The 20,421-nt window shown below is 40.6% G+C and carries 32 protein-coding genes and 1 pseudogene; 32 read left to right on the top strand and 1 reads right to left on the bottom strand.

Annotated features, from left to right (window positions below; genetic code table 11):
- Nucleotides 1-7: 7 nt before the first annotated feature.
- Complete coding sequence (locus tag ACYQ3A_RS03175) at nt 8-466, bottom strand: helix-turn-helix domain-containing protein (RefSeq protein WP_459895587.1); 459 nt, start codon at nt 464-466, stop codon at nt 8-10.
- A gap of 171 nt (nt 467-637) precedes the next feature.
- Between ACYQ3A_RS03175 and ACYQ3A_RS03170 the strand changes: the two genes are divergently transcribed.
- The 32 genes and pseudogenes from ACYQ3A_RS03170 to ACYQ3A_RS03015 form a co-directional block, all read left to right on the top strand.
- On the top strand, nt 638-928 hold the full coding sequence (locus ACYQ3A_RS03170; protein ID WP_459895585.1) for a helix-turn-helix domain-containing protein: 291 nt from the start codon (nt 638-640) through the stop codon (nt 926-928).
- Entirely contained in the window at nt 928-1,401 is a 474-nt protein-coding gene (locus ACYQ3A_RS03165; RefSeq protein WP_459895584.1) for a phage regulatory CII family protein, read from the top strand. The genes ACYQ3A_RS03170 and ACYQ3A_RS03165 overlap by 1 nt, the downstream gene beginning before the upstream one ends.
- 68 nt (nt 1,402-1,469) lie before the next feature.
- A complete protein-coding gene (locus tag ACYQ3A_RS03160) occupies nt 1,470-1,721 on the top strand; it encodes a hypothetical protein (RefSeq protein WP_459895582.1) in 252 nt (83 codons plus the stop codon).
- Nucleotides 1,718-2,164: a hypothetical protein gene (locus ACYQ3A_RS03155; protein WP_459895581.1), complete on the top strand. Its 447-nt coding sequence runs from the start codon at nt 1,718-1,720 to the stop codon at nt 2,162-2,164. Before ACYQ3A_RS03160 ends, ACYQ3A_RS03155 begins: the two co-directional genes overlap by 4 nt.
- A complete protein-coding gene (locus tag ACYQ3A_RS03150; protein ID WP_459895580.1) occupies nt 2,158-2,367 on the top strand; it encodes a hypothetical protein in 210 nt (69 codons plus the stop codon). Before ACYQ3A_RS03155 ends, ACYQ3A_RS03150 begins: the two co-directional genes overlap by 7 nt.
- Entirely contained in the window at nt 2,367-4,331 is a 1,965-nt protein-coding gene (locus ACYQ3A_RS03145) for a transposase (protein ID WP_459895579.1), read from the top strand. The genes ACYQ3A_RS03150 and ACYQ3A_RS03145 overlap by 1 nt, the downstream gene beginning before the upstream one ends.
- On the top strand, nt 4,331-5,050 hold the full coding sequence (locus ACYQ3A_RS03140) for an AAA family ATPase (protein WP_459895577.1): 720 nt from the start codon (nt 4,331-4,333) through the stop codon (nt 5,048-5,050). Before ACYQ3A_RS03145 ends, ACYQ3A_RS03140 begins: the two co-directional genes overlap by 1 nt.
- A gap of 2 nt (nt 5,051-5,052) precedes the next feature.
- Nucleotides 5,053-5,613, top strand: a complete 561-nt coding sequence (locus ACYQ3A_RS03135; protein WP_459895576.1) for a hypothetical protein — start codon at nt 5,053-5,055, stop codon at nt 5,611-5,613.
- Complete coding sequence (locus tag ACYQ3A_RS03130) at nt 5,606-7,183, top strand: hypothetical protein (protein ID WP_459895574.1); 1,578 nt, start codon at nt 5,606-5,608, stop codon at nt 7,181-7,183. Before ACYQ3A_RS03135 ends, ACYQ3A_RS03130 begins: the two co-directional genes overlap by 8 nt.
- A 10-nt stretch (nt 7,184-7,193) precedes the next feature.
- Nucleotides 7,194-7,706 (top strand): hypothetical protein, encoded by a 513-nt coding sequence (locus ACYQ3A_RS03125; protein WP_459895572.1) that lies wholly within the window; start codon nt 7,194-7,196, stop codon nt 7,704-7,706.
- Nucleotides 7,707-7,726: 20 nt separating this feature from the next.
- Nucleotides 7,727-8,458, top strand: a complete 732-nt coding sequence (locus ACYQ3A_RS03120) for a P-loop NTPase family protein (RefSeq protein ID WP_459895570.1) — start codon at nt 7,727-7,729, stop codon at nt 8,456-8,458.
- Nucleotides 8,455-8,724: a hypothetical protein gene (locus tag ACYQ3A_RS03115; RefSeq protein WP_459895568.1), complete on the top strand. Its 270-nt coding sequence runs from the start codon at nt 8,455-8,457 to the stop codon at nt 8,722-8,724. The genes ACYQ3A_RS03120 and ACYQ3A_RS03115 overlap by 4 nt, the downstream gene beginning before the upstream one ends.
- A gap of 20 nt (nt 8,725-8,744) precedes the next feature.
- On the top strand, nt 8,745-8,918 hold the full coding sequence (locus ACYQ3A_RS03110; RefSeq protein ID WP_459895566.1) for a hypothetical protein: 174 nt from the start codon (nt 8,745-8,747) through the stop codon (nt 8,916-8,918).
- A gap of 1 nt (nt 8,919) precedes the next feature.
- Complete coding sequence (locus ACYQ3A_RS03105; RefSeq protein WP_459895564.1) at nt 8,920-9,255, top strand: hypothetical protein; 336 nt, start codon at nt 8,920-8,922, stop codon at nt 9,253-9,255.
- Nucleotides 9,233-9,658, top strand: coding sequence for a hypothetical protein (locus ACYQ3A_RS03100; protein ID WP_459895562.1), 426 nt, complete (start codon nt 9,233-9,235; stop codon nt 9,656-9,658). The genes ACYQ3A_RS03105 and ACYQ3A_RS03100 overlap by 23 nt, the downstream gene beginning before the upstream one ends.
- Complete coding sequence (gene bet, locus ACYQ3A_RS03095; RefSeq protein WP_459895560.1) at nt 9,630-10,559, top strand: phage recombination protein Bet; 930 nt, start codon at nt 9,630-9,632, stop codon at nt 10,557-10,559. Before ACYQ3A_RS03100 ends, bet begins: the two co-directional genes overlap by 29 nt.
- A 2-nt stretch (nt 10,560-10,561) precedes the next feature.
- Nucleotides 10,562-10,807: a hypothetical protein gene (locus ACYQ3A_RS03090; RefSeq protein ID WP_459895558.1), complete on the top strand. Its 246-nt coding sequence runs from the start codon at nt 10,562-10,564 to the stop codon at nt 10,805-10,807.
- A 46-nt stretch (nt 10,808-10,853) separates the two neighbouring features.
- Nucleotides 10,854-11,477 (top strand): V-type ATP synthase subunit I domain-containing protein, encoded by a 624-nt coding sequence (locus ACYQ3A_RS03085; RefSeq protein WP_459895557.1) that lies wholly within the window; start codon nt 10,854-10,856, stop codon nt 11,475-11,477.
- 255 nt (nt 11,478-11,732) lie between these two features.
- Nucleotides 11,733-12,293: a hypothetical protein gene (locus ACYQ3A_RS03080; protein ID WP_459895555.1), complete on the top strand. Its 561-nt coding sequence runs from the start codon at nt 11,733-11,735 to the stop codon at nt 12,291-12,293.
- 141 nt (nt 12,294-12,434) lie between these two features.
- Nucleotides 12,435-13,169 (top strand): hypothetical protein, encoded by a 735-nt coding sequence (locus ACYQ3A_RS03075; protein ID WP_459895553.1) that lies wholly within the window; start codon nt 12,435-12,437, stop codon nt 13,167-13,169.
- 59 nt (nt 13,170-13,228) lie between these two features.
- Nucleotides 13,229-13,513 carry a Holliday junction resolvase gene (locus ACYQ3A_RS03070; protein ID WP_459895552.1) on the top strand — a complete coding sequence of 95 codons (285 nt, stop codon included), beginning with the start codon at nt 13,229-13,231 and terminating at the stop codon, nt 13,511-13,513.
- On the top strand, nt 13,510-13,797 hold the full coding sequence (locus ACYQ3A_RS03065; RefSeq protein WP_459895551.1) for a hypothetical protein: 288 nt from the start codon (nt 13,510-13,512) through the stop codon (nt 13,795-13,797). Before ACYQ3A_RS03070 ends, ACYQ3A_RS03065 begins: the two co-directional genes overlap by 4 nt.
- 2 nt (nt 13,798-13,799) lie before the next feature.
- The gene (locus tag ACYQ3A_RS03060) at nt 13,800-14,099 is read left to right on the top strand and encodes a hypothetical protein (protein WP_459895549.1); all 300 of its coding nucleotides are present in this window, start codon (nt 13,800-13,802) and stop codon (nt 14,097-14,099) included.
- Between the two features lies 1 nt (nt 14,100).
- Nucleotides 14,101-14,619, top strand: a complete 519-nt coding sequence (locus ACYQ3A_RS03055) for a hypothetical protein (protein ID WP_459895547.1) — start codon at nt 14,101-14,103, stop codon at nt 14,617-14,619.
- Nucleotides 14,603-16,150 carry a phage terminase large subunit gene (gene terL / locus ACYQ3A_RS03050; RefSeq protein WP_459895545.1) on the top strand — a complete coding sequence of 516 codons (1,548 nt, stop codon included), beginning with the start codon at nt 14,603-14,605 and terminating at the stop codon, nt 16,148-16,150. Before ACYQ3A_RS03055 ends, terL begins: the two co-directional genes overlap by 17 nt.
- A gap of 38 nt (nt 16,151-16,188) precedes the next feature.
- A complete protein-coding gene (locus ACYQ3A_RS03045; RefSeq protein WP_459895544.1) occupies nt 16,189-16,566 on the top strand; it encodes a hypothetical protein in 378 nt (125 codons plus the stop codon).
- Nucleotides 16,567-16,650: 84 nt separating this feature from the next.
- On the top strand, nt 16,651-17,121 hold the full coding sequence (locus ACYQ3A_RS03040; protein ID WP_459895542.1) for a hypothetical protein: 471 nt from the start codon (nt 16,651-16,653) through the stop codon (nt 17,119-17,121).
- On the top strand, nt 17,111-17,371 hold the full coding sequence (locus tag ACYQ3A_RS03035) for a hypothetical protein (RefSeq protein WP_459895541.1): 261 nt from the start codon (nt 17,111-17,113) through the stop codon (nt 17,369-17,371). Before ACYQ3A_RS03040 ends, ACYQ3A_RS03035 begins: the two co-directional genes overlap by 11 nt.
- The gene (locus ACYQ3A_RS03030; protein ID WP_459895539.1) at nt 17,368-18,012 is read left to right on the top strand and encodes a DUF2586 family protein; all 645 of its coding nucleotides are present in this window, start codon (nt 17,368-17,370) and stop codon (nt 18,010-18,012) included. Before ACYQ3A_RS03035 ends, ACYQ3A_RS03030 begins: the two co-directional genes overlap by 4 nt.
- Before the next feature lie 83 nt (nt 18,013-18,095).
- Nucleotides 18,096-18,503, top strand: coding sequence for an IS200/IS605 family transposase (gene tnpA, locus ACYQ3A_RS03025; protein ID WP_459894824.1), 408 nt, complete (start codon nt 18,096-18,098; stop codon nt 18,501-18,503).
- On the top strand, nt 18,478-19,845 hold the full coding sequence (locus ACYQ3A_RS03020; RefSeq protein WP_459894822.1) for an RNA-guided endonuclease InsQ/TnpB family protein: 1,368 nt from the start codon (nt 18,478-18,480) through the stop codon (nt 19,843-19,845). The genes tnpA and ACYQ3A_RS03020 overlap by 26 nt, the downstream gene beginning before the upstream one ends.
- A gap of 19 nt (nt 19,846-19,864) precedes the next feature.
- A pseudogene (locus ACYQ3A_RS03015) lies at nt 19,865-20,419 on the top strand (DUF2586 family protein); the annotation flags it as partial.
- Between the last annotated feature and the right edge of the window lie 2 nt (nt 20,420-20,421).

Here is a 20,421-nt window from a genome sequence, read left to right as displayed (position 1 = left end):
GTAACCTCTATGCTGTTATTGCTTCTATTAATTTCTCTCCTTTCTTTTCAAGTTTTTCTTTTATCTTGCCTATACCCTCATCTTCTTCAAGGAATTCTATTAGTATTCTTGCAACCTTTATCCTTTGCTTTTTAGAGAGTTCTATTCCTTTCTTTTTCTCCAGTTTCCTAACTATTCTCAACGCCAGAATTAGAACATCTAACTCCTCTTCTGTAAACTCTTCAAGGAGTTCTTCCAGATCAGGTTTCTTCTTAACAAACATCTCCCCCTTACCGTGGCGGAGCCATTCCGGATTGACGGAAAAAGTTTGCTCGATAAGGCGAAGAACTCTTTCGGATGGTTCATTTCTGCCACTCTCCCATTCCTGAATAGAACGTTTTGAACGTCCCAATTTCTCGGCAAACTTTACCTGAGTTAATCCCAGTTGTTTCCTAAGTAGCTTAAGTCTCTCTCCAATATTGTCCATCTTTTAACTTTCCAAAGATAGTGGTGCAAAAACCACTCAGGTGGAAAATGCACCGCCGGTAAATATTCAAAATTTCGCCAACATCTATTGACAAGGTTCAAAAATGAACCTATAATTCCTTATAGAGCATAGGCATATAGCAAAGCACAACCCACTAACGAGGTAATAAATATGATAGCACAAAAACGCTACCTCAAAAAGAGAGAGATAAGCAAGATAAAGAAGTTGCTAAAAGAGAGGGGATTTACCTACAACGACCTTGCAGAGCTCCTTGGCAAATCTCACTGGGCAATCAAGAACGTAGTCAATGGATACACCTATTCCTACGGAATAGCAAAAGGAATAGAAAAAGCACTGGGAGTAGAGGGACTTTTCCCATACGTCAAAGAAATGGAGGAAAGAGAAAGAAAACGCAAGTTAGCAATAGAAACAGCAAAGAAAAATCTGAAGGGGGTTAAGTAATGGAAAAGTTAGAGAAGAAAGAAGCATACAAAAAACTGGCTAACAAAATCCTGCGTGAAGGTGTGCAGGAACTGCTGGCTCAAGGACATTCGATTCCTGCTGCAGCGAAAATACTTGGAATCAGCGAATACCAAATGGTTGACATCTGGTACAAGAACAAGGTTGTCTCTTTCCCAAAAGTTGTTGAGATGGTTGAAAACGGTTGCAAGGGAATTGTCGACGGACTTGCAGACCTTTGCAACTGTGTGGTTGTTCAGCTACCTGAGCAATTTGAACCGTTGCAGAAGGGAAAGGAAGCAGCGAAAGTTCTCAAGGAAGTGGGGGAAGTTATTGAAAAGTTTGGAGAGGCTATTGAAGACGAGAAAGTAACAGGAGAAGAAAGAGCAATTCTGAAAAAAGAAATCAAAGAAGCGATTGTGACTCTGTTAGCTTTAGAACTCAGAGTAGAAGAAGCTTACAGGGAGGGCGAGTGATGGAGTATCTCGCCCTCCTGTTTCTGATTTTGTGGTTTGCCCTCTCTCTGCCAGACGAGGAGTAAGCGATGCAGAACTTTGACGTTCTTTTCACGCTGATTCTTTTTGGTGCAGCTACCTACTTCGGAATTTTAAAACCAACCTTGGAGGCTCTAAAAATGAAAAATATGAAAAAAGAAAAGAAAAATCAAGTAAGAGTGGTGGTAGATAGCTTAACCCAGACCGAAATCACCCTCCAACTGAAAGACGAGGAACTCTCTGACGAATCCATTGTTCTATCAAAAACGCTTCAGAAACTAACTGCTGGAGGTGAAAAATGAGAATTACTCCAGAGGCGTATTTAGCTACGATGTTTAGATTTCTTGGAAATGGGCTTCGTGAAGATGAAAGAGCTGATGTAGCGATCTGTATTCTCGATGAGCTTGAAAAAGTAGCGGGAATTAAGTTTTCATCCGAGGAAAGAAAAGAACTCACGAGTCAGGTTGCAGATCTCTTAAACCAGGGAACAACAATTCAAGATGTTGGAAGATTCATCAATTTTAAATTTGGGAAGTCAAAGAATCCATCTGTATCAGAACTCCCCTCCATCAATATTTATTTCCTCTGTTGCTGTCCTTCAAAGAAAAAATACCAGCTAACACTTGGAGACGGCACAAAGATACCTCTCCTCGATAAGAAATCGGTAATTGGAGAAATTACCAGAGATTTCCTGAAAAACGGCGTTATCAGGAAAGCAATCACTGGAGGAAATGAAAAATGCTAATTGCCAAGCCATGCCACACTTCCGAAGAAATTGCTGATTTTGTCAATACTTATTCAGAGCTTGTGGATGGTTATGGAGTTGTTAGAGAAGTAATCCCTCCGGTGGTTATCCTCTTTGTCCAGGAAGGCAAAGAAGAAGAAGCCAAAAGGATCAGAGATGAATTAGAGCAACTCCAAAAAGTAAAAGGAGAGGAGAACAAATAATGGCTCGTTTGGAGTTCACCGCCAAAGAACTTGCTGAGAAGTTAGGCGTAAGTATCGGAACATTCAGGAACCAGTATGCAAACAACTTAGAGCGTATCAATAAACGTCTTGAAGCAGTTGGAGAAAGCTTCAGGGTGGTAGAGAAAAAGAGAATTGGAAAGCATGTCTATTTCATTCTTTCCGATGCTCATGAAGTCCCTCCTTCCAACTTTTCTGCCGAGGGTACCTCCTCTATCGTGGACATCTCCAAGCCTGTTTCTCCTCTCCTTGATGAGGCAGGTTCACCCCCGCCTGCCTCTTCTTTTTCGCCTGCACTTACCGAACACGAAAAAGAGATACTCAATGTCTTGAAAGAAAAGGATAAAAGGGAAGTCTGGAAGAGATTGGTAATTGCAAAAGATCCATCTTCCGTAAACCAAAAAGCAAAGAAATATGGACTACCCAAATCAACAATTTCAAGATGGGTAAAAGCATACGCAGAAAAAGGAATTATTGGACTTATTCCATGGAGAAGGGAACCAGAGGAAATACCCGAAAAAATAAAAAGAGAAGCAGAAAAGATATACGCAAATTCCCATATAACCATCAGGGACATTCACAGAAGACTTGAGGTGTTAATGGCAGAACTTGGTGAATATGTCTCTTATGAAAGACTTAAGAAGTATCTACAGGAGCTCCACAAAAACTTTAAATACGAAGTAACCCTAAGAAAATACGGAAGGAGTGCTGCTATGAAATTTACACCGAAAATCGGGAGGTGGAAAAAGAAAAATCCATTCGCCGTATGGCAGGCGGATCATACGAGAATGGATAACTGGGTTGTTTTCTCAGACGGCAGAGTTGACCGTCCCTGGTTTTCTGCCGTGATTGATGAAGCTACCGGTTATATCCTGACATGGGAAATCTCAGAAAGACAGCCGAACGCAAGAGTTACCACCTTCCTCTTCATAGATGCAATAGAAAGGTGGGGACTTCCGGAAGCTGTAAGGATAGACAGGGGTAAGGACTTCGTTTCAAAAAGAGTGGAAAGCGGATTTGAAGCCCTCGGAGTGGAAGTCATAAAGTGCCATCCCAGAGCTCCCTGGGAAAAGGGACAGGTGGAAAACCTTATGGGAATAATAAAGAAGGGGTTCTGTCCACAATTAATGAATTGCTATACCTACAGGAATCCCAGAGACAGAGAAGCTCTTCCAAAAGAGAAAGTCCAGCCTGTTCCTATTAATGACTACATAGTCAAACTAATGAACTACATCAAGGACAGGAATGCTCAGATCGCCCACCAAAAAAGGCTTGTTATTCCTGAAGAACCATTTGGATTCAACCCACTTGCATATTACTACTTCTTAGAAGAGAAAGAAAGGACGGTTGATAGAGGTGAAATTCATATTGACGGAATTACCTATAGAGCAAAAGAGCTTCTTGATTCTAAATGGTTCGGAGAAAAGGTAATCTGCAAGTTAGACGATGAGGATGCTTCTCACATTTGGGTATTCACTCCAGAAGGAGACTTCATCTGTGAGGCATTCGCCGATGGCTCTGGATACCAAGTTCCTCTTGAAGTGTTAAGAGATGAGAAGAAAAAGCTTGCAAAGAACAGGAAGGTAATAGCAAAGGCAAGAGAAGAGATAGTAAAAGTAAAAACAAAACAGAAAGCAAGAGAATTTCAGGACTTGAAAGCTTCCCAGGAGAGCTATGCAAGAGTAAACCAGTCTAAGACAGAGTGGGATAGGTCTCTAAGAGAATTAGAAAGAATAGAAAAACCTCTTGAAATTCCAGAGGTTTTCAGGAGTGGAGAAGTAATCACGTTCCTTTACGAGAACAGAAACAGGATTTCGGAAATTCCAGAGTGGGTAATCGAAAAATTCAATGAAATCAAAGTAAATCCAAGATATTCAAGGATTTACAAAGAAGAAATAAAAGCTGTGGAGGAAGCTCTCACTTCCTCCACGAAGGGGGTTAAGTAATGGAAAAGTTAGCACTAACAACGGCGGTGAAAATGCTAACAGACATCTGCTATGAACTTAAAGAATATGCCGAAATGGGAATAGAAGCAATAGGCTTAATGTACGGAGTATATGGAATAGGAAAGACAAAAGCTTCTCAACTCGTAGCAGATCCTACAAGTGAAGATCACATACCGTTTGTTGCGAGAGTAAAGTGTGACCCTGGAATCAAAACTCCATCCCAGCTCGTCAGGGCGATAGCCTCAGCAATAAAAGCACCTCCCTCCAGAAACTACCACGAAGGAAAAATCTTGCTTAAAACAAGAATCAAACATAAAGCCCAATATGTTTTTGTCTTAGATGAAGCAAGCTTTGTCTTGAGAAGAAGAGAAACTGCACTTGCGATAAAAGATATCCTTGAAGAATATATGACTCCATTTGTTTTACTTGGAAATGAAGAACTCCCTGCATTAGTTGAAAAGTATGGTGGTCTAAATGAAAGGGTTAAGAGAAGAGTCAACCTTGACGTAGTAACAGAGCTTGACATCAAAGCAATTTTTGACTCTCTCAGTATTCCACAAGAAGAAGAACTTATAAAAACTGTTTATGGACTTGTTAAGAAAAAGAACGCTTCAATCCTAAAGCTTTCAGCAGCTCTCAAACTTGCCTACTTAGAAAACAAAAAACTAACAAAGAAAGCCATAGAAGAAGCTCTGGATAGAGTAATTCTGGGGGTGTAGGGATGATTCTCCAGATTTACGAAGAAATTTACAAAAGAAAAACCTTTACCATCCCCCAGATAGTTGATGCCCTTATGCCGGAGTATGGAATATGTGGAAGGGATTACATAAGAAAAATGGTAAGCCAGGCGGTATTTAAGTTGGTTAGAGAAGGACAGATCAGGAAAGTTGGCGATGACCCTGTGGTTTTCGAGAATCTTTACCCGACGGAAGAAAATCCAGAGGAAGTAAGTTTCAAGATCTGTCCTGTATGCGGAAAAAAGTTTTATCCAAGGAGAGGGGTTCAGGATAAGTACTGTTCTCGCAGGTGCTACGAAAGAGCAAAAACCAAAAGAAGAAAAGCAGACACCAGGAGAAGGGTAAGAGCGTATATGCATTCAGCAGACGGAAGAGCTAAAAACAAAGGAAAGAAGTGGACACCTTTAGATGATCAGCTTCTAAGAAAGCTGCTTGAAAAGAAGATGACTCATAAGGAAATAGCCGAAAAGCTCGGGAGGACTGTTTACTCGGTCAGATGGAGAGTTCAAAAACTCGGATTAGCAGGAGGGGTAAACCATGGCTAATGGAACATTTGAAGAAATTACAAAGCTTGGGATTCAGAACAGAAGACCTGACCTCTATAGGCTTCTTCAAAAAATTGGAGCAAGACCAAGAGGTTACGCTGAGATTGAAATCAAGAGGATTAAAAGAGACCAAGGAATTTACCCAAGAGAAGCAACAGACTGGGACAGAGTGGAAATCTACACAGAAGCAATCCAGGAAGGAGCGGTATTTCCTCCTGTTCTTGTGGCTGCTGAACCAGAAAACCTTTTACTTGATGGCAACCACAGACTCGATGCTCACGAGCAAGCTGGGCATGAAAAAATCTGGATTGAAAGGTGGGATGTCCCAAAACATTATCTGAAACTTATAGCACAGGCAGCAAACACAGAAGCTGGAAACATAGACACTCCTTTGAGTGGAAAGGAAAAGAAGAGAGCAATAATCCAGGACTGGGAAGATGGAATCAGGGATGTAGAACTGATTGCAACTGCACTCAAGACTTCTGTTAAGTATGTCAGAAACGTTCTTTCAAAGGCTGGATTGATAAAGTCCAGAAAAGGAAAGATGAAAGAAAGGGCGAAAGAACTGAGAGAGCAAGGACTTTCTTATAGGGAAATAGCTAAGAAATTAGAGGAAGAGTTTAATGAAAAAATAGAACATACAACAGTTGTAAGGTGGTTTAAAGATAGTGGTGCAAAAACCACTCAGGTGGAAAATGCACCACTTACCCCCACCGTCCGTTCCACCCTTGATTCTCCTGAAAAACTCGTAGAGCAGGAAGAAAGAGAACTTTTAAGAGCAGAGGAAGAGGAGAACAAGACAAAACTTCCAGAGGATCCAACAAGACCTGCAAAGCCAATAAAGGAGGCAGATACTAAACCTCTCGTTGAGCAGGTTTGGTATTGGCAGAGGAAGTATGGGTTTGACGAAAACGACGCAAAAGCTTCGGTTGAACTTGCAAAAATGGGAGAGACAAATGAGAAATTGATACTTGCTCTTGCTAACCAAAGAAGAAGAGAAAACGGACTTCCTGAATACTATGAAAACCCCAACTGGCAGCGTGAACCTCATCCATTTGAACTGGAGAGACAGAAAAAAGCATTAGAAAGAAGCAGAGTAGATATTTTGTGGGAAAAGTTCATTAAAGAGATAGAGACTTTCATCAAATCCTTAGACATGATTGCTCACTACTTTGAACTCTTTACTTACAAGCTGGAAAATGAGCCAGAGGTAATGAAATACGTTAATGATCCTCGTCTCGGCGGTGGGTGGTTTGTTTTCAAAGTCCTTTTCAAGCACATCATGGATAAGGACTATGACGACACCACCTTAGACATCATCAAAGGTCTTGGCGATGAAAGAGTAGGAGTAATGGCAGACTTCCTTCATACTCTCGTAGAAAAAGGAGCAGAAAGATACCTCTGCCAACAGTGCAAAACATCTCTTGAAGACAGGAAATTCCACTGCAAAGAGCTTGTAAAGAAAGCCGCCATCCAGACCCTCAAGGCTCATGGGCTAAAGGTTGAATACTACAAGGACAAACACCCTTACTGGTTTATCAAGGACATTCTTGACAAGCTTGAAAAGTGAGAGGTGAAAGATGGCAAGGTGCAGATACAAAAGCCTTCTGAAAGAGGTAACAAAAGCAGAAGAGTTCCTCACCGAGGGAGATAGATTAAATGCTCTCGTTAAGATAAAGAAGATAAAAGAAATCCTTGAATCCGAAGTTAAGAAAATGGAGGAGAAGGGTGTAAACCCTGAAATTCCTGAACTTCTCTCCTGGGCTTATAGAACATACGAAGAGGAAACAGGAAATCCATACGCCAAGAACTGGGGAAGAGACGGGAAAATACTTGCAGAAATCCTTCAGCAACTAAAGGACCATTCAAAAGAGCTTGGCATACCAGAATCTGAAATATTCCAGGCTCTCTGGCAACTGTTTATTAACAGATACAGAAGGAATAGAGCAAAAGGATTTCCGTTCTTCAAAACAGAACTTCAAAAACTTTACGAATGGTGGAGAAAAGAAGCAGACGCCCCTATCGACTTTGGTGCTGATTCCATCAACACTGAACCTGGAGAAAACGAGAACTACTATCCAGGAGAGTTTTAACCGTGATTTACGAGGAAGTCATGAAAACAGCAGAAAAAACAATTCTCTGTGATAAGTGTAGCCTCATTTACTTCAATGGGTTTAGAGACATAAACGGTTGTAGAAAGTTTCACAAGCTATCCCATAAAGAATGTCGTTCGATGAGGGAGTATCTTTCCCTTGAAAGACGGTTCTTGTCTGAATCTGGAGTTCCAGAAAAGCTCCTTGATTCACTCTACCATCCACCGTACATCGAACTTGAATCCCTTCTCTACATGAAAGAGAAGATGAGGGAGCTCCTTTCTGGTAGATGGTTCATGCTTATCGGTAAAACAGGACTTGGAAAATCTTTTGCTGCTGCCTGGGCAATGAGAACTTTCCTGAGAGTGAAGTTTTCAATTGAATGGATCAGCAACCTCAAAGGAAGCTTTTACTGGATACCTGTTAGAAGGGTTGAGACCTTTATTAAGCTATCTGAACAGCAGGTGGAGTTTTACGAAAAAGTAAAAAATGCAACCCTTGTAGTTCTTGACGATATTGGAGAAGAAGCACCAGACGGAAAACCAAACTGGAAAACCCGTTACATTTCCTACCTCATAGAAGAGAGATACGACAGGAACAAACCAACCATTTTCACAACTAATCTCCAGATAACTCCTGAAAACAAAGAAAGGATTATCTCAACCCTCTATGGAAAAAGAGTTTTCTCAAGACTTGAAGAAGTCTGCACTTATAAAGGCTTTTGGGGTGAAGACATAAGGAGAACCAGATGAAAGGAGGAGTCATGGTAGGAGAACTTGCAGATAGGAAACGAACGGATAAAGCTGCAAGGCTGGTTGAACTGGAGATTCTGCCTTATGAAGGCGGACAACTCATTGGTCATGAAAAAGAGCCGAGCCTTGTGGCTTTTGCAAATCTTCTAAATGCAAAAGGAATTACGAAAGAAACACTCTTTCTGGATGATGGAACTCTTGAAATCAGCTTTTACCGTAGGGGAAAGCTCAAAAGAGTTTTCAGAATTGAACCTAAACCTTATTAAGGAGGTAATAGGAGGAAAACATGAATCCACGCCAATTTGAAGAGCGATTCAGGAGAAAACAGGAAGAGATAGAAAGACATCAAAAAGCAGTGAGAAAACTCTCCTTCTTAGCAATTGTAATGGGATTTTTTATGTGGAGTCTTCTTATAAGCTCTGTGGTCTTTGCAATAAAAACCTTCTGTGGAGGTCATTGAAATGGAAGTGAGAACAGTAAAACCTGATGCACTCAAAGAGTATCTTTCATTTCTTCGCAAAGACGTCGGGATAGATGCTGACAGGTTTATTCTCCTTGAAGAAGAGCCTGCAGTTTACGTTGATCCTGATGTTAGGGTAAAGGTTGGTTCCATAGCTGATTTACGGGTAAAAACTGATTTCCTGCTCGAAGATGGGATGTTGAAAAAAGTTTGTTTACTAAAACCTCGACCTACCACAGATCTTGAAGATGTCTGGAGAAGTAAATGGAAAAAGTATGTTGAGAGAAGAAAACTACTTGAAGGAGGTGAGGAAAATGTGCAACGTGAATCCTGTTGAAGTAGAAGAAACACCGATCCCCGAAGGGATCGGCAGAGTAGAACAAGAACAACAAATAAATCTGACCAGCCTTCTTAATGAGTATGAAGAAATTGAAGCTCAAATTCAAGAGCTGAATGACAGAAAGCGGCAGATTAGGAACATTATCCACGGAGAACTGGTTGATCAGAACGTTCAAGAAACCTTGGTTATCACTGCAAGCGGGACAAAGTTTGTCCTAAGAATCCAAAAGGTTAAGAGAGAAACTGTTGACAAAAAACTCCTCAGAGCAGATCTGGGAGAGAAGGCAGAAAGGTATATCACCGTTACGGAAACAGAATTCCTCTCAATCAGACCTGCCAAGAAAAATCAGAATGAAATAAAGGAGGTGGACAATGGAAAAGACAATGACATCCGCTTCTAATATAAAAATCCTTGTTGCCGATGATGGTACACAGTGGACAGAAGAAGAAATCAGGGACTATCTCAAGTATCACGTGTCTGCAAAGAACATTACAGAAGAAGATGTAAGGAATTTCTTCCGCTACTGCAAAGCCAGAAAACTTAATCCCTATGACGTTTATCTCCAGAAATACAGAGCTAGGAAAGGTAACACAGAGGAGTGGAAAACTGTCATCGTTGTTTCGAAATATGCTTTCTTCAAAAGAGCAGAAAGGAGCGGGAAATTTGCAGGTTACAGAGCTGGAGTAATCGTCCAGGGAAAAAACGGAAAGCTTGTGTATAGAGAAGGAAGTATCGTTCTTGATGGCGAAAAGCTAATCGGAGGCTGGGCAGAAATCCACAGAACGGACTGGAAAATTCCGGCAAGAGTGGAAGTTAGCCTATCCGAATATCTACGTAAGGATAAAAACGGAAAAACTTTTGATATGTGGGAAGAGAAACCTGGAACAATGATTCGAAAGGTTTCGTTGGTACACGGATTAAGGGAGGCATTTCCAGATGAGGTTGGCGGACTGGAAATTATCGGTGATAGCGTCAATGATGACCTTAGGGGAAGAGTTGAAGAAGTTGGATCAGATGAATCTGAATACACGTGGGACGAAGAAGAAACTCAGGAAGGAAAAGAGGAAGAAGAGAAGAAAAATCCAGAAAGCAAGCAGAAGGAAGAACCGAAGATAACAGAGAAGCAGAGAAATTGTCTCATGGCAGAAGCCAGGAAGTTGTGGGGAAAGGATTACATAGAGAAGTTCCATCAGGTAATCAAAACCAGGTATGGTAAAGAATCTTCAAAAGAACTGACAGTCAAAGAAGCTTCCAAGCTTATAGATGAGCTTAAGAAGTTAAACGGTTCACGGGGGAGCTAATCATGTGGTCAGCATTTAGAAGAATACCATTTATTAAATCCTTTCGTTACGATGGAGAGTATACAACCGAAGAGGTTCAAAACATCATCAAGGAACTTGGTGAAGTAACCGAGGATAAAGCAACGCTCGTCTGGTATGTGAGAAGCGAAAGGCTAAGAGAAGAATACATCTTTATCAGAACTACAGAGGAAATCAAATCTGGAACAGGTATAGCGACAATCTTTAAACCGATATCAACACTTTCCTGAGATCCTGCCCGCCTTGTGCGGGCTACTCCAAAGAAGCGGAGGAGAAATGCCTCGGGTAAACGTAGAACTAACAGAGAAAGAGGTTAAAGAAATAATCCTCAAGACTAAAAAGAGCGTTGCAGAGGGCATTAAAGAGCTAATTACGCAAAACAAGGATAGACTTTCCCTCTCAAAAGAGGAGCTTCAGGAGCTTGTAAACGGAGTGGTTTTTTCCCACACCAACAATCTACTTTCAGAATTAAAGGAACTTTTCAAGGTTACTTCAAAGAGCAAATCTTCGACGATAGACAAAAAAGAGTTTGAAAGAACAAGAAGTGCCTTGCTGAAAGAGATAGATGATCTAAGATCCAAATTGGCATACCTTGAAAGGAAATTTGACCAGACGGATACAGACCTAAGGGTTTTTGTGGCTAAGAGGCTTGATGAACTAAAGGAAGAACTGCCTAAAAAAGAGTTGAACAACCTGAAAGCAGAGCTTGCAGCCTTATATAAAAAACTCCCCCAGCTTAAAGAGGAACTTCAAGAAGAAGTTAAAAAAGTAAGCTATTGGACTGTAGAAATGATGATAACCGTTGGCAGACTTAAAGGGGAAGTGATTAAACTTAAAGATAGGGTAGAAGCTCTCGAACGTGGAGTAAGAGTATGCAGCACCAGCCACAAAAAAGAATAAACATGGGCTTAATGAAATTTAGAAGAGTGTTAACAAACTCTGTAAGGATTGCTTTTCTACCTATTGTGATTATCTCAGGAGTGCTGTTCCTGCTGTTTGCTGGCATCTTTTTCATCTCCTGGTCTATCGTCTTTCATCAAGAAGATAATTTTTCAAAAAGAAACAGTTAGGACGGCTGGGACGGCTGTCCCATCTGTCCTAATATCCTTTCCTCTTTTCCCCTAACTTTTCCTTAAAACTTACTGGAGGATCCAAATGCTTGAGATTGCTATCCAGCTTGATGGGAAAGAGTACCTCTTCAACTGTAAAAAACCAGCAGAAAAAGTAATTGAAGCCTTCTTTGATCTGACTCTTTCAGGAAAAGTTGAAAAAGCCAATAAGCTCCTCGTTAATTCCTGTCTTGATGAAGAATCCCTGAAAACCTTTGAGGATGCTCCAGAAGAGGTCAAAGCTGCCTTTGTTTCCGCACTCTCAGAAGCTCTCGGTGCTGTTATTAATAATCCCTACGTCGAAGGAAAAGCTCTCTTTGTTCCCGTTTACGACCCGGAAATTGATGCTGAAATTTACCAGGAATTTGTACTTAAAAATCTCCCGTTTTCTGAACTAAAACAACTAATAGAAAAAGCAGGTGGAAGAAACCTCTTTAAGACAAGCAAAAATGCCATTCTTGATGTAGTTGAAGAAAGAGAAAAGATGGAGGAACTACTTTCTGAATATCCGCTACTTGCTCCAAGGATCTTTGCAGCAATCACTGAAAGTGTGACAAACAGAACCAGGGTAGTAGTAAAAAAGTTCAAGAATTCAAAACAGTCATAGAGAAAAGCGGGATTCACCAGCTGGAGGCACTAATTCTGAAGCACTTTAAGAGACTTCCAGAAACTGAAGAAGAGTTTATAAAGCTTGGCGGTTATGCTCTATGGCTGGAAGACAAAGAAACTGAAAGGTTAAGGCAAATTTATGAAAGCGATTAGAAAACCTTCTTTCAGACTAATAATGGGTGGAGCGGAAATTACAGACTCCCTCCTGGAGTTCAAAGTTATCCGTTCCGCCTTCTTCCATTCCCAGACTCTTAAGCTAAAAATATCAGGAACAGAACCAAACATTGATAGTCAGGTTTCCCTTGAAATTGGCTACTACTCAGATTTACACACCGTTTTTAAAGGCTACGTGACAAACGTCTATCAGCGAAAAAGAATAGAGATAGAAGCCAAAGATGAGTACGTAAACCTTGAAAGAAAAACAGCAACCGTATGCTTTAACAGAATTACTCCAGGAGAAATTGTTAAATCCCTTGTCAGGTACCCATTATTATTAACAGGCAGATCCTTCCAGCAAAAGCACCACTTTCCCATCTGGAACGAATCAATAGACAGAGCTTTAAGAAGAATAGAAAAAACCTGGAATCTGAAGGACTGGTGCTGGTATTTTGATATTGACGGAACATTTCACTGGCATGAATTCAGGGAAGTGAAAAACTCTGAGATTTCTCTCTCTTCTGAAGAGATAGCTTTTTTTAAGCCTTCAGATAACCCTCAAAAACCAACTATTCTCATTCCCCTTTTCATACTTCCACAAATAGAGCCGTGCCATTCAATAGAGGTTAACGGCAAAAGGTTCATTATTGAAACTGTTATCCATCAATTTGAAAAGCAGAAGTTGTTATCGATTCTTTACTTGTCCCGCCTGTCCTAATCAAACCATTTTCGTTGCTTATCCTCAAAAGAGAAAAGCAACCAAGGAGATGGAATGCTGTGAACAAAAAAAGTAAAGGGATAAGGTTTGAAAGGGAAGTGAAAAGACTTTTTGAAAAAGCTGGCTTTTCCGCAGTCAGATCGGCTGCAAGTCTTGGAAAGGCAGACCTTTTTGTTGAAGGCATTGGTTCAATTCAGTGTAAAGCAAGGAAAACCTTTAACGTTTATAACCTATTTGACGGTGCAGACTTCCTGGTTCTGAAAGCAGATAGGAAAGAACCATTAATTGTTATGCCTCTTTCCAGATTCCTCTGTGACTTTGCAATACCAGGAGTGAAAAGATGAACGAATGGCAGGTAGGTATAACCTTAGGACAACTTGTGGGAACCGTTGGAACTCTAATCTGGTTCACGAGAGGTTTGAAAGCGGATTTTCAGAAATTCCAGGACGAACACAATAAGCAGCTGGAAAAAATGAAAGAAAAACACGACAAACTAAGAGAAGAACTACTCAGGGATTATCTGAGGAAAGATGAGTTTATCGTTCTCAACAACAAATTAGAAGCTACCATGAAAGAAAAATTTGACGAGCTGAAGGAACTCATTCTTACCCTTACCGAAAGGAGGTAACCGTGAAAAAGATTAAAGCACAGACCAATGGATTAATTCTCAAATTTTTAAGCAAGGTATATCCCGATGGACTCACTCTCAAGCTTATAGAAGGACTTTTATATGACTGGAAAATTTTTACGACTGAGGGAGAGCTCCTCAAAGAGAATATAAGATACCTACTGAACAAGAAATATGTTGAAGTAAAAGACGTTGATTTTCCTTCTTTATCTTCCAGCATTAAGAAAGTCTATCTGACGGCAAAGGGTAAAGCTCTTCTTGAAGGGGAATTCATAGATCACAATGTAGAGCTGGAGATATGAGATGGGAAGGAGACATAACCTTGACAAATACCCAGAAGCAAAAAAAGAAGCAATAAAAATGTATCAGGAAGGTAAGACGATAAGAGAAATTGAAAAGGAAATAAAGGTAAAGTTCCCAAATGCTCAGACCTCAAAATCCGCAATTCACAGGATAATCAAGAAGATAAGACCCTTCTTGCAGCTAAGAGATGCTGGAGTAATTAGCGACAATGATATAAACCTCATAGCCCAGGCGGAAAACTTGTCAGCTCTATCCTATGGTCTTCTTATGGAAGTAATAGCTGAATGGCAAGAAAAAGGCACAATTGAAGAAGCAAAGCTTGATAAATTGATGGATCTGCTTGCAACAGCCGGAAGACTTGGAAGAGATGCAGCTTACATAGAAAAGACTAAAAACCAGCTTCTTCAGTTTACAGAAAAGCTCTTCGAAAAGGTTACTGCAGTTATAGTCAAGAACATTCCGGATGAAGAGACAAGGGAAAGAATTCTGAGGGAACTAAGAGATGAGTTACAAGCTTGAAGCTTTTGATAGAGCCATACAAAAAACCAAGAAGGAATTACCCAAAGCCGATCCAGAAAAGAAAAAGAGAATTGAAAAAGCAAAAAACGACTTCTGGTTCTTCTGCCATTACTACCTTTCTCACAAATTTTTCTCGGAACCTGCTCCCTATCAAAAAATACTTCTTGAAATTTTCAACAAAAGAGCAGTTACCCCTGAAATGGTGGAAGAATTAAAGAACTGGACTGATCCAGAAGACTGGAAGTATTTAAGACCTGTTAAAGGAATCAAAGGAATTATCAATATAGAACCTCGTGGACACGGTAAAACGACAAGGGCAGAAGCCTACCTTCTCTGGAATGCTCTTTTTGCTAAGCACAAAAACATAATGGTAGTTGCAGCTTCTAAAGAAGCAGCAGAGGAGATACTTGAAAACATCAAACTTGAAGTTGAGGAAAATGAAAGGATATATGAGGACTTTGGAGAAGTAGAAGGTTCTGTCTGGAAAAGTGACCGTATAAAGTTCAAGAATGGAGTGAATATCTCCGGAAAAGGAATAGACGGAAGACTCAGAGGTTCAAGGAAAGGAGCGGTAAGACCTGATCTAATTCTTTGTGATGACCTTCTAAAGGATGAAGCTGCTGAAAGTGCTACTTTACGAGAGAAAATTTACCGCCGTTTTAAAAGAGCCGTTCTTCCTATGGCAGATAGAGACGCTTTCCTGATATTTACCAATACTGTTCTTCATCACGATGATCTTCCATCAAGGCTATTGAGAGAGTATGAAAACGGAGACTTTCCAGACTGGTTTGCAGTTAAGTTCAAGGCTATTATTAAAACTGATAAAGGAGAAAAAGCACTCTGGGAAAGCTACTGGAGCTTAGATAGGCTTTATGACAAAAAAAGAAAAATCGGCAGCATAGCCTTTGCGACAGAATATCTGAATGAACCTTTAAGTGAAGAGGACATGGTATTTAAACCCGATTGGATTCAATACTACGAGCCCTCGGAAATAACAGATAAGCTTTCAAAAGGAAAACTTGAAATAGTAATGGCAGTTGATCCTGCAACCGGTAAGAAGACAGGAGACTATTCGGCAATTGTTACGGTTGGCAAGGATAAAGAGACAGGTATTATCTATGTTCTTGACGCCTTTGGTGAAAAAATTTCAGACCTAAAACTTATAAACAAAATAATTGAGAAATATCTGGCATTCAGACCTAAAAGGATAATTTTTGAAGAAGTTGTATTTCAAGAGATTTATAAAAATCAGGTAATGAGGGAAGCAAGTAAAAAGGGAATTCACTTACCAGTTAAAGGAATAAAGCCAAAGGTAAACAAAGAAATGAGAATACAGAAACTTGCTCCTCTTGTAGAGAACGGACTAATCAGATTCAAAAAGAACCAGAAACTTTTGATTGATCAGCTTGTCGAGTTCCCCAAAGGAGCCCATGACGACTTGCCAGATGCTTTAGTTTACACAATTGATGCCCTTGAGAAGAAGACTGGAACTTCAAAATTCATAGATAGCCTATGGAAATACTTTGACTGATTGTGCTACAATTACTTAACCGCTTTCAAGAGGCAGACGTGCCAGCAGCATACATTTGCAATTCCTACATAGATAGACAGCTGAACGAGCTAATTAGACAAAAAGAAAAACTACTTAAACAAATTGCTTCATTATCACAGCAGTTAGAAGAAGTAGAAAAACAAATAATGAGCTTATTCCCAAGAAGAGAAGCAATTATTGTTGATTATGAGGAGTGGGTAAGACAGCGTTCTATTGAGCTTTTTGGGGAAGTTAAGAAACTCTATCCCATAAGACACGTAGCACAAATTCTCGGAAGAGGAAAATCAACAATACATAGAAGGGTGGAAGAAGGACACGTTAAAACTGTAGCCGGTCTGATTCCATTTGATGAAGTAGTCAAGCTGGCAGCTTTCTACGACAGCTTTCGGCGATAAAAATTTCACTCTGTCCCATCTGTCCTAATCAACTCTACTTTCCCGCCTTAATCTATCTCCATGAAACCTTCAGTTGAGAAATTAATGGAGAGACTAACACAAATGTTTGAAGACATTGTTCCGACAGTCAGAGGACATCAGGGATTTCATAACAAAGCCAAGGCTCCAATGCTTGCTCTTCTCTACTCAGGACAGAACTTAAGGAAATCACCTCAGAGATTCAAAACTCTCCCAAATGAAAGCCTGAAACAGACGATTATCATCAGGAAAACCCACGACATTCTTTATCACTTTCAGCTTGTCCTCCTTACAAAAAAAAATGCTGACGCAATAGCAGATTCCGTGATAGACAGGGTTATAGAAAATCGAATTCTCACAGACGAAAACGGAAACCCTTTAGAACTCTCCATTTCTCCATTTGAGTTTGACGAGGAAGAAAGTAAAGAAGGAGCGAACAAGTACCGTGCAACCCTGACTGTAAAGGGAATTATCGCCAACTCAAAAGCTTTTTCCTGGATAACAGAATACAGCGACGAGGTGAGCTATGAAAGCTAAAGAAATTGCAGAAAAATTTTTAGTCAAAAAAACGAAAGTGAGAAAGGGAAATGAAGAAAAAGAAATCGTCCTCAGAGACCGAATGTACATCTTCGACGGCATTAAAGAAGCTTTTGGAATCAAGGATGACACAGAGATAACTGAAACACAATTCAAAGAAATGCTCAACACATTTTTGAAGAGCAAATCTCACGAAACGCCGAAGCTCCAGAAAGAAGTTAAACATCAAGCCAAAGGAGGAGAACAATGAACCTTCTTGAAGGACAGGTATCAATACTTCCGGACGTTGATATACGGTTCTGGGATGGGGCACTCGGAAGAATTCCATCAACAGGAACAGGAGTCTTTATAACAATTGGACTTAAAACGGCAGAAGGAGAGGCAGAAATAGGCAAGGTTTACAGGCTGTCCCTTCCTTCAGATCCAGACACTCCAATTAAACTTTTTGGAAACGGAGAATATGCAAATAAGCTCCTTGATGCGGCTTCTTGCGGTGCAAATGTCATCTTTGCAGCTGCTGCTAATTCAGACTCCACTGATGACATCCTGTCTGCAGTAGAAGAAGCAGTTGAACAGTCTCTTGTAAATGGAGATGCAATCTTTGAAGGCATCATTGTAATGGTACCGGTTGACAAATCCACAGCTGCAGCCATCGGGAGCTATCTCACAAGTCTTGTTTCCCGCCACATATACGTTTGGGCACTCCTTGAGGCAAGACCTAAAACAAAAGGCGAAAAGATGGACGACTACGTAACAAACCTCATTTCTGAGTGGGAAGGATTTATCCACCCGAGAGTTGCTGCTTCAGCATTCTGTGCAACAGTCACAAACTTAAAAGGAAATACTGGTTTCCGAAATGCTATTGGTTCTTTAACTAAAAATACGCTCTAAGTCCCCTTCCGTAAGGGAGGGGATACAGAGCGACGCCGCAAGGCGTTGTTGACAAGCGTCGGTTCTGACTATAGAATAAAAGCATGGAATACAAGCTGGACAAGGGATGTCATTCTGTATATTCACTTCAGTTCCACCTTGTATTAGTGGTAAAGTATAGGAAAAAAGTTCTTGTAGGAAAACTTGCGGATAGGCTAAAAGAGATAGTTGTGGAAGTAGCAGAACACTTTGGTATTGAGATAATAGAACAGGAGACAGATAAAGACCACATTCACATTTTGTTTTCCGCAAGACCTACGATTATGCTTTCAAGATTTGTGAACTCGCTCAAATCAGTAACCTCAAGGAAACTTAGGAGAGAGTTTCCAGAAGTTATGAAAAGAGAGTTGTGGGGTGGGAAGTTTTGGTCTCCATCCTACTTCATAGCGACAACTGGACAGGTCAAACTGGAGGACGTAAAGAGATATGTCCAGAGTCAAGGAAGAAGATAAGTTTTTGCTTACTTATAAGTTCAGAGCTTATCCTACAGCGTTACAGGAATACAAACTGGAAAACTGGCTTTTTGCTTTATGCTGGCTCTACAACCATGCACTTGAAGAAAGAAAAAGAGTCTGGAAGGAAGAACAGAGGACTGTAAAGTATTCGGAACAGCAAAACAATCTACCTAAGCTCAAGAAAAAAGAACCGATACTAAAACTTGTCCACTCTCAGGTTCTCCAGGATACACTCAGGAGAGTAGATAAAGCATTTCAGAAGTTTTTTCAGGACATAAAGAGAAAGAAAAAAGGAGAAAAGGTTAAGGTAGGATATCCCAAAAAGAAACCGACAGCGAAATACAAGTCCCTCACATTTCCACAAGTCTGGATGAAACAGAAAGGGGAAATAGTTCCTATAATCAAATTGGAAAAGAAAAACAACCGATTTGCATATCTCCACTTACCTAAAATAGGTAAGCTCAAAATAAGACTCCATAGAGAAATAGACTGGACGAAAGCAAAAACAGTAACGATAAAGAAGGAACCATCGGGAAGCTGGTATGTATGCGTGAGCGTAGAAGTTGACCTTGACCAGATACTCAAAGAAGCTGAAGAAAGAGTGAGGGAAAGAGAAAAAGCAATAGGAATAGACTTAGGCGTAAAACATCTTGCGGTAACGAGTGAAAAAGAATTCATAGAGCATCCTAAGTTTTTACAGAAACTTGAAAAAAGACTAAAACGACAGCAGAAGAAACTCTCCAGAAAAGAGAAAGGAAGCTCAAACTTTGAGAAGCAGAGAAAGAGAGTAGCTAAGGTTCACGAAAAGATAAAGAACGCAAGGAAGGACTTCCTTCACAAGCTATCAAGATACCTTGTTGACAACTATGACTTGATAACCTTTGAAGACCTTGACATACCTGCACTTGTAGAGGATAACAGATTAGCAAAACTGATACTTGATGCAGGATGGGGAACTCTTATTGCCTTTGCTACCTATAAAGCTGTAATGGCAGGGGCAAGGGTAGTAAGAGTGAATCCTGCATACACGAGTCAAAAGTGTAGTGTATGTGGACACAAAGTTCCGAAGACCTTAGCAGACAGGATACACAAATGTCCTATTTGTGGAGTAGAGCTTGATAGAGACTACAACGCAAGTGTAAACATACTGGAAGAAGGGCTCACCCACCTTACGGGTGGTAGGGTCGGAGCGACCCGAACTTACGCCTGTGGAGAGGGCACTGGCGGGGTCTCCTCAAAAGAGGGGATTAGCTATCCCTCGCTGAAGCAGGAATCCCAAGCGGGTCTTCTGGGTGGGAGTCCATCCCTACCAGAAGCTCCGTCCGTAAGGGCGGAGTAGTTCACCAGGACTTCTTGCCAGGGCAAAGGTTTCGCAGGACATTGGAGAAGTTGGAGCATTTCCTATTCCAAACATCGTTTCACTTCCTGAGGATCTCAAATATTCTCATATCTACGCTCTTGACCAGGCAAGATTTATCACCGGTAGAACCTACGACGGATATGCAGGTTACTACGTAACAAACCCCAACATGATGATGCCAGAAACTTCAGACTATGCTTTCATTTATGCCCGCAGGGTAGCAGATAAAGCAGCAAAGATTACGAGAAAAACAATCCTCCCAAGACTTAAAGGAGAAGTTTTACCTCCTGCAAATGATAACCCTGAAAGTCCAACAAAACCGACAAAATCTCCAACGATGCAGGAGCTTAAGGGCTTAATAGAACATGCACTTCACTACGGAATGTATAAAGAAGGAGAACTTTACGGATACAGGGTAATTATTCCTGAGGATCAGGATCTCTGGGCAACAAGAAAGCTCAAAATCAAGACAAAACTTGCTCCAACTCCTCACATGGACTGGATAACAGTTGACCAGTCTTTTGAAAACCCATTCCTGACAATCGGAGGATAACG

The sequence above is a fragment of the Desulfurobacterium crinifex genome, from assembly GCF_054656775.1.
This window is presented reverse-complemented; position numbering and strand designations above follow the sequence as displayed.

Excerpts from the sequence above, each read along its gene's own strand:
- ACYQ3A_RS03090 (WP_459895558.1), top strand. The coding sequence starts at position 10,562 with ATGTGGTCAGCATTTAGAAGAATACCATTTATTAAATCCTTTCGTTAC.
- ACYQ3A_RS03115 (WP_459895568.1), top strand. The coding sequence starts at position 8,455 with ATGAAAGGAGGAGTCATGGTAGGAGAACTTGCAGATAGGAAACGAACG.
- ACYQ3A_RS03055 (WP_459895547.1), top strand. The coding sequence starts at position 14,101 with ATGGGAAGGAGACATAACCTTGACAAATACCCAGAAGCAAAAAAAGAA.
- tnpA (WP_459894824.1), top strand. The coding sequence starts at position 18,096 with ATGGAATACAAGCTGGACAAGGGATGTCATTCTGTATATTCACTTCAG.
- ACYQ3A_RS03085 (WP_459895557.1), top strand. The coding sequence starts at position 10,854 with ATGCCTCGGGTAAACGTAGAACTAACAGAGAAAGAGGTTAAAGAAATA.
- ACYQ3A_RS03170 (WP_459895585.1), top strand. The coding sequence starts at position 638 with ATGATAGCACAAAAACGCTACCTCAAAAAGAGAGAGATAAGCAAGATA.
- ACYQ3A_RS03100 (WP_459895562.1), top strand. The coding sequence starts at position 9,233 with ATGTGCAACGTGAATCCTGTTGAAGTAGAAGAAACACCGATCCCCGAA.
- ACYQ3A_RS03140 (WP_459895577.1), top strand. The coding sequence starts at position 4,331 with ATGGAAAAGTTAGCACTAACAACGGCGGTGAAAATGCTAACAGACATC.
- ACYQ3A_RS03165 (WP_459895584.1), top strand. The coding sequence starts at position 928 with ATGGAAAAGTTAGAGAAGAAAGAAGCATACAAAAAACTGGCTAACAAA.
- ACYQ3A_RS03155 (WP_459895581.1), top strand. The coding sequence starts at position 1,718 with ATGAGAATTACTCCAGAGGCGTATTTAGCTACGATGTTTAGATTTCTT.
- ACYQ3A_RS03160 (WP_459895582.1), top strand. The coding sequence starts at position 1,470 with ATGCAGAACTTTGACGTTCTTTTCACGCTGATTCTTTTTGGTGCAGCT.
- ACYQ3A_RS03040 (WP_459895542.1), top strand. The coding sequence starts at position 16,651 with ATGGAGAGACTAACACAAATGTTTGAAGACATTGTTCCGACAGTCAGA.
- ACYQ3A_RS03030 (WP_459895539.1), top strand. The coding sequence starts at position 17,368 with ATGAACCTTCTTGAAGGACAGGTATCAATACTTCCGGACGTTGATATA.
- terL (WP_459895545.1), top strand. The coding sequence starts at position 14,603 with ATGAGTTACAAGCTTGAAGCTTTTGATAGAGCCATACAAAAAACCAAG.
- ACYQ3A_RS03130 (WP_459895574.1), top strand. The coding sequence starts at position 5,606 with ATGGCTAATGGAACATTTGAAGAAATTACAAAGCTTGGGATTCAGAAC.
- ACYQ3A_RS03105 (WP_459895564.1), top strand. The coding sequence starts at position 8,920 with ATGGAAGTGAGAACAGTAAAACCTGATGCACTCAAAGAGTATCTTTCA.
- ACYQ3A_RS03075 (WP_459895553.1), top strand. The coding sequence starts at position 12,435 with ATGAAAGCGATTAGAAAACCTTCTTTCAGACTAATAATGGGTGGAGCG.
- ACYQ3A_RS03175 (WP_459895587.1), bottom strand. The coding sequence starts at position 466 with ATGGACAATATTGGAGAGAGACTTAAGCTACTTAGGAAACAACTGGGA.
- ACYQ3A_RS03065 (WP_459895551.1), top strand. The coding sequence starts at position 13,510 with ATGAACGAATGGCAGGTAGGTATAACCTTAGGACAACTTGTGGGAACC.
- bet (WP_459895560.1), top strand. The coding sequence starts at position 9,630 with ATGGAAAAGACAATGACATCCGCTTCTAATATAAAAATCCTTGTTGCC.
- ACYQ3A_RS03035 (WP_459895541.1), top strand. The coding sequence starts at position 17,111 with ATGAAAGCTAAAGAAATTGCAGAAAAATTTTTAGTCAAAAAAACGAAA.
- ACYQ3A_RS03110 (WP_459895566.1), top strand. The coding sequence starts at position 8,745 with ATGAATCCACGCCAATTTGAAGAGCGATTCAGGAGAAAACAGGAAGAG.
- ACYQ3A_RS03120 (WP_459895570.1), top strand. The coding sequence starts at position 7,727 with ATGAAAACAGCAGAAAAAACAATTCTCTGTGATAAGTGTAGCCTCATT.
- ACYQ3A_RS03145 (WP_459895579.1), top strand. The coding sequence starts at position 2,367 with ATGGCTCGTTTGGAGTTCACCGCCAAAGAACTTGCTGAGAAGTTAGGC.
- ACYQ3A_RS03080 (WP_459895555.1), top strand. The coding sequence starts at position 11,733 with ATGCTTGAGATTGCTATCCAGCTTGATGGGAAAGAGTACCTCTTCAAC.
- ACYQ3A_RS03150 (WP_459895580.1), top strand. The coding sequence starts at position 2,158 with ATGCTAATTGCCAAGCCATGCCACACTTCCGAAGAAATTGCTGATTTT.
- ACYQ3A_RS03135 (WP_459895576.1), top strand. The coding sequence starts at position 5,053 with ATGATTCTCCAGATTTACGAAGAAATTTACAAAAGAAAAACCTTTACC.
- ACYQ3A_RS03020 (WP_459894822.1), top strand. The coding sequence starts at position 18,478 with ATGTCCAGAGTCAAGGAAGAAGATAAGTTTTTGCTTACTTATAAGTTC.
- ACYQ3A_RS03125 (WP_459895572.1), top strand. The coding sequence starts at position 7,194 with ATGGCAAGGTGCAGATACAAAAGCCTTCTGAAAGAGGTAACAAAAGCA.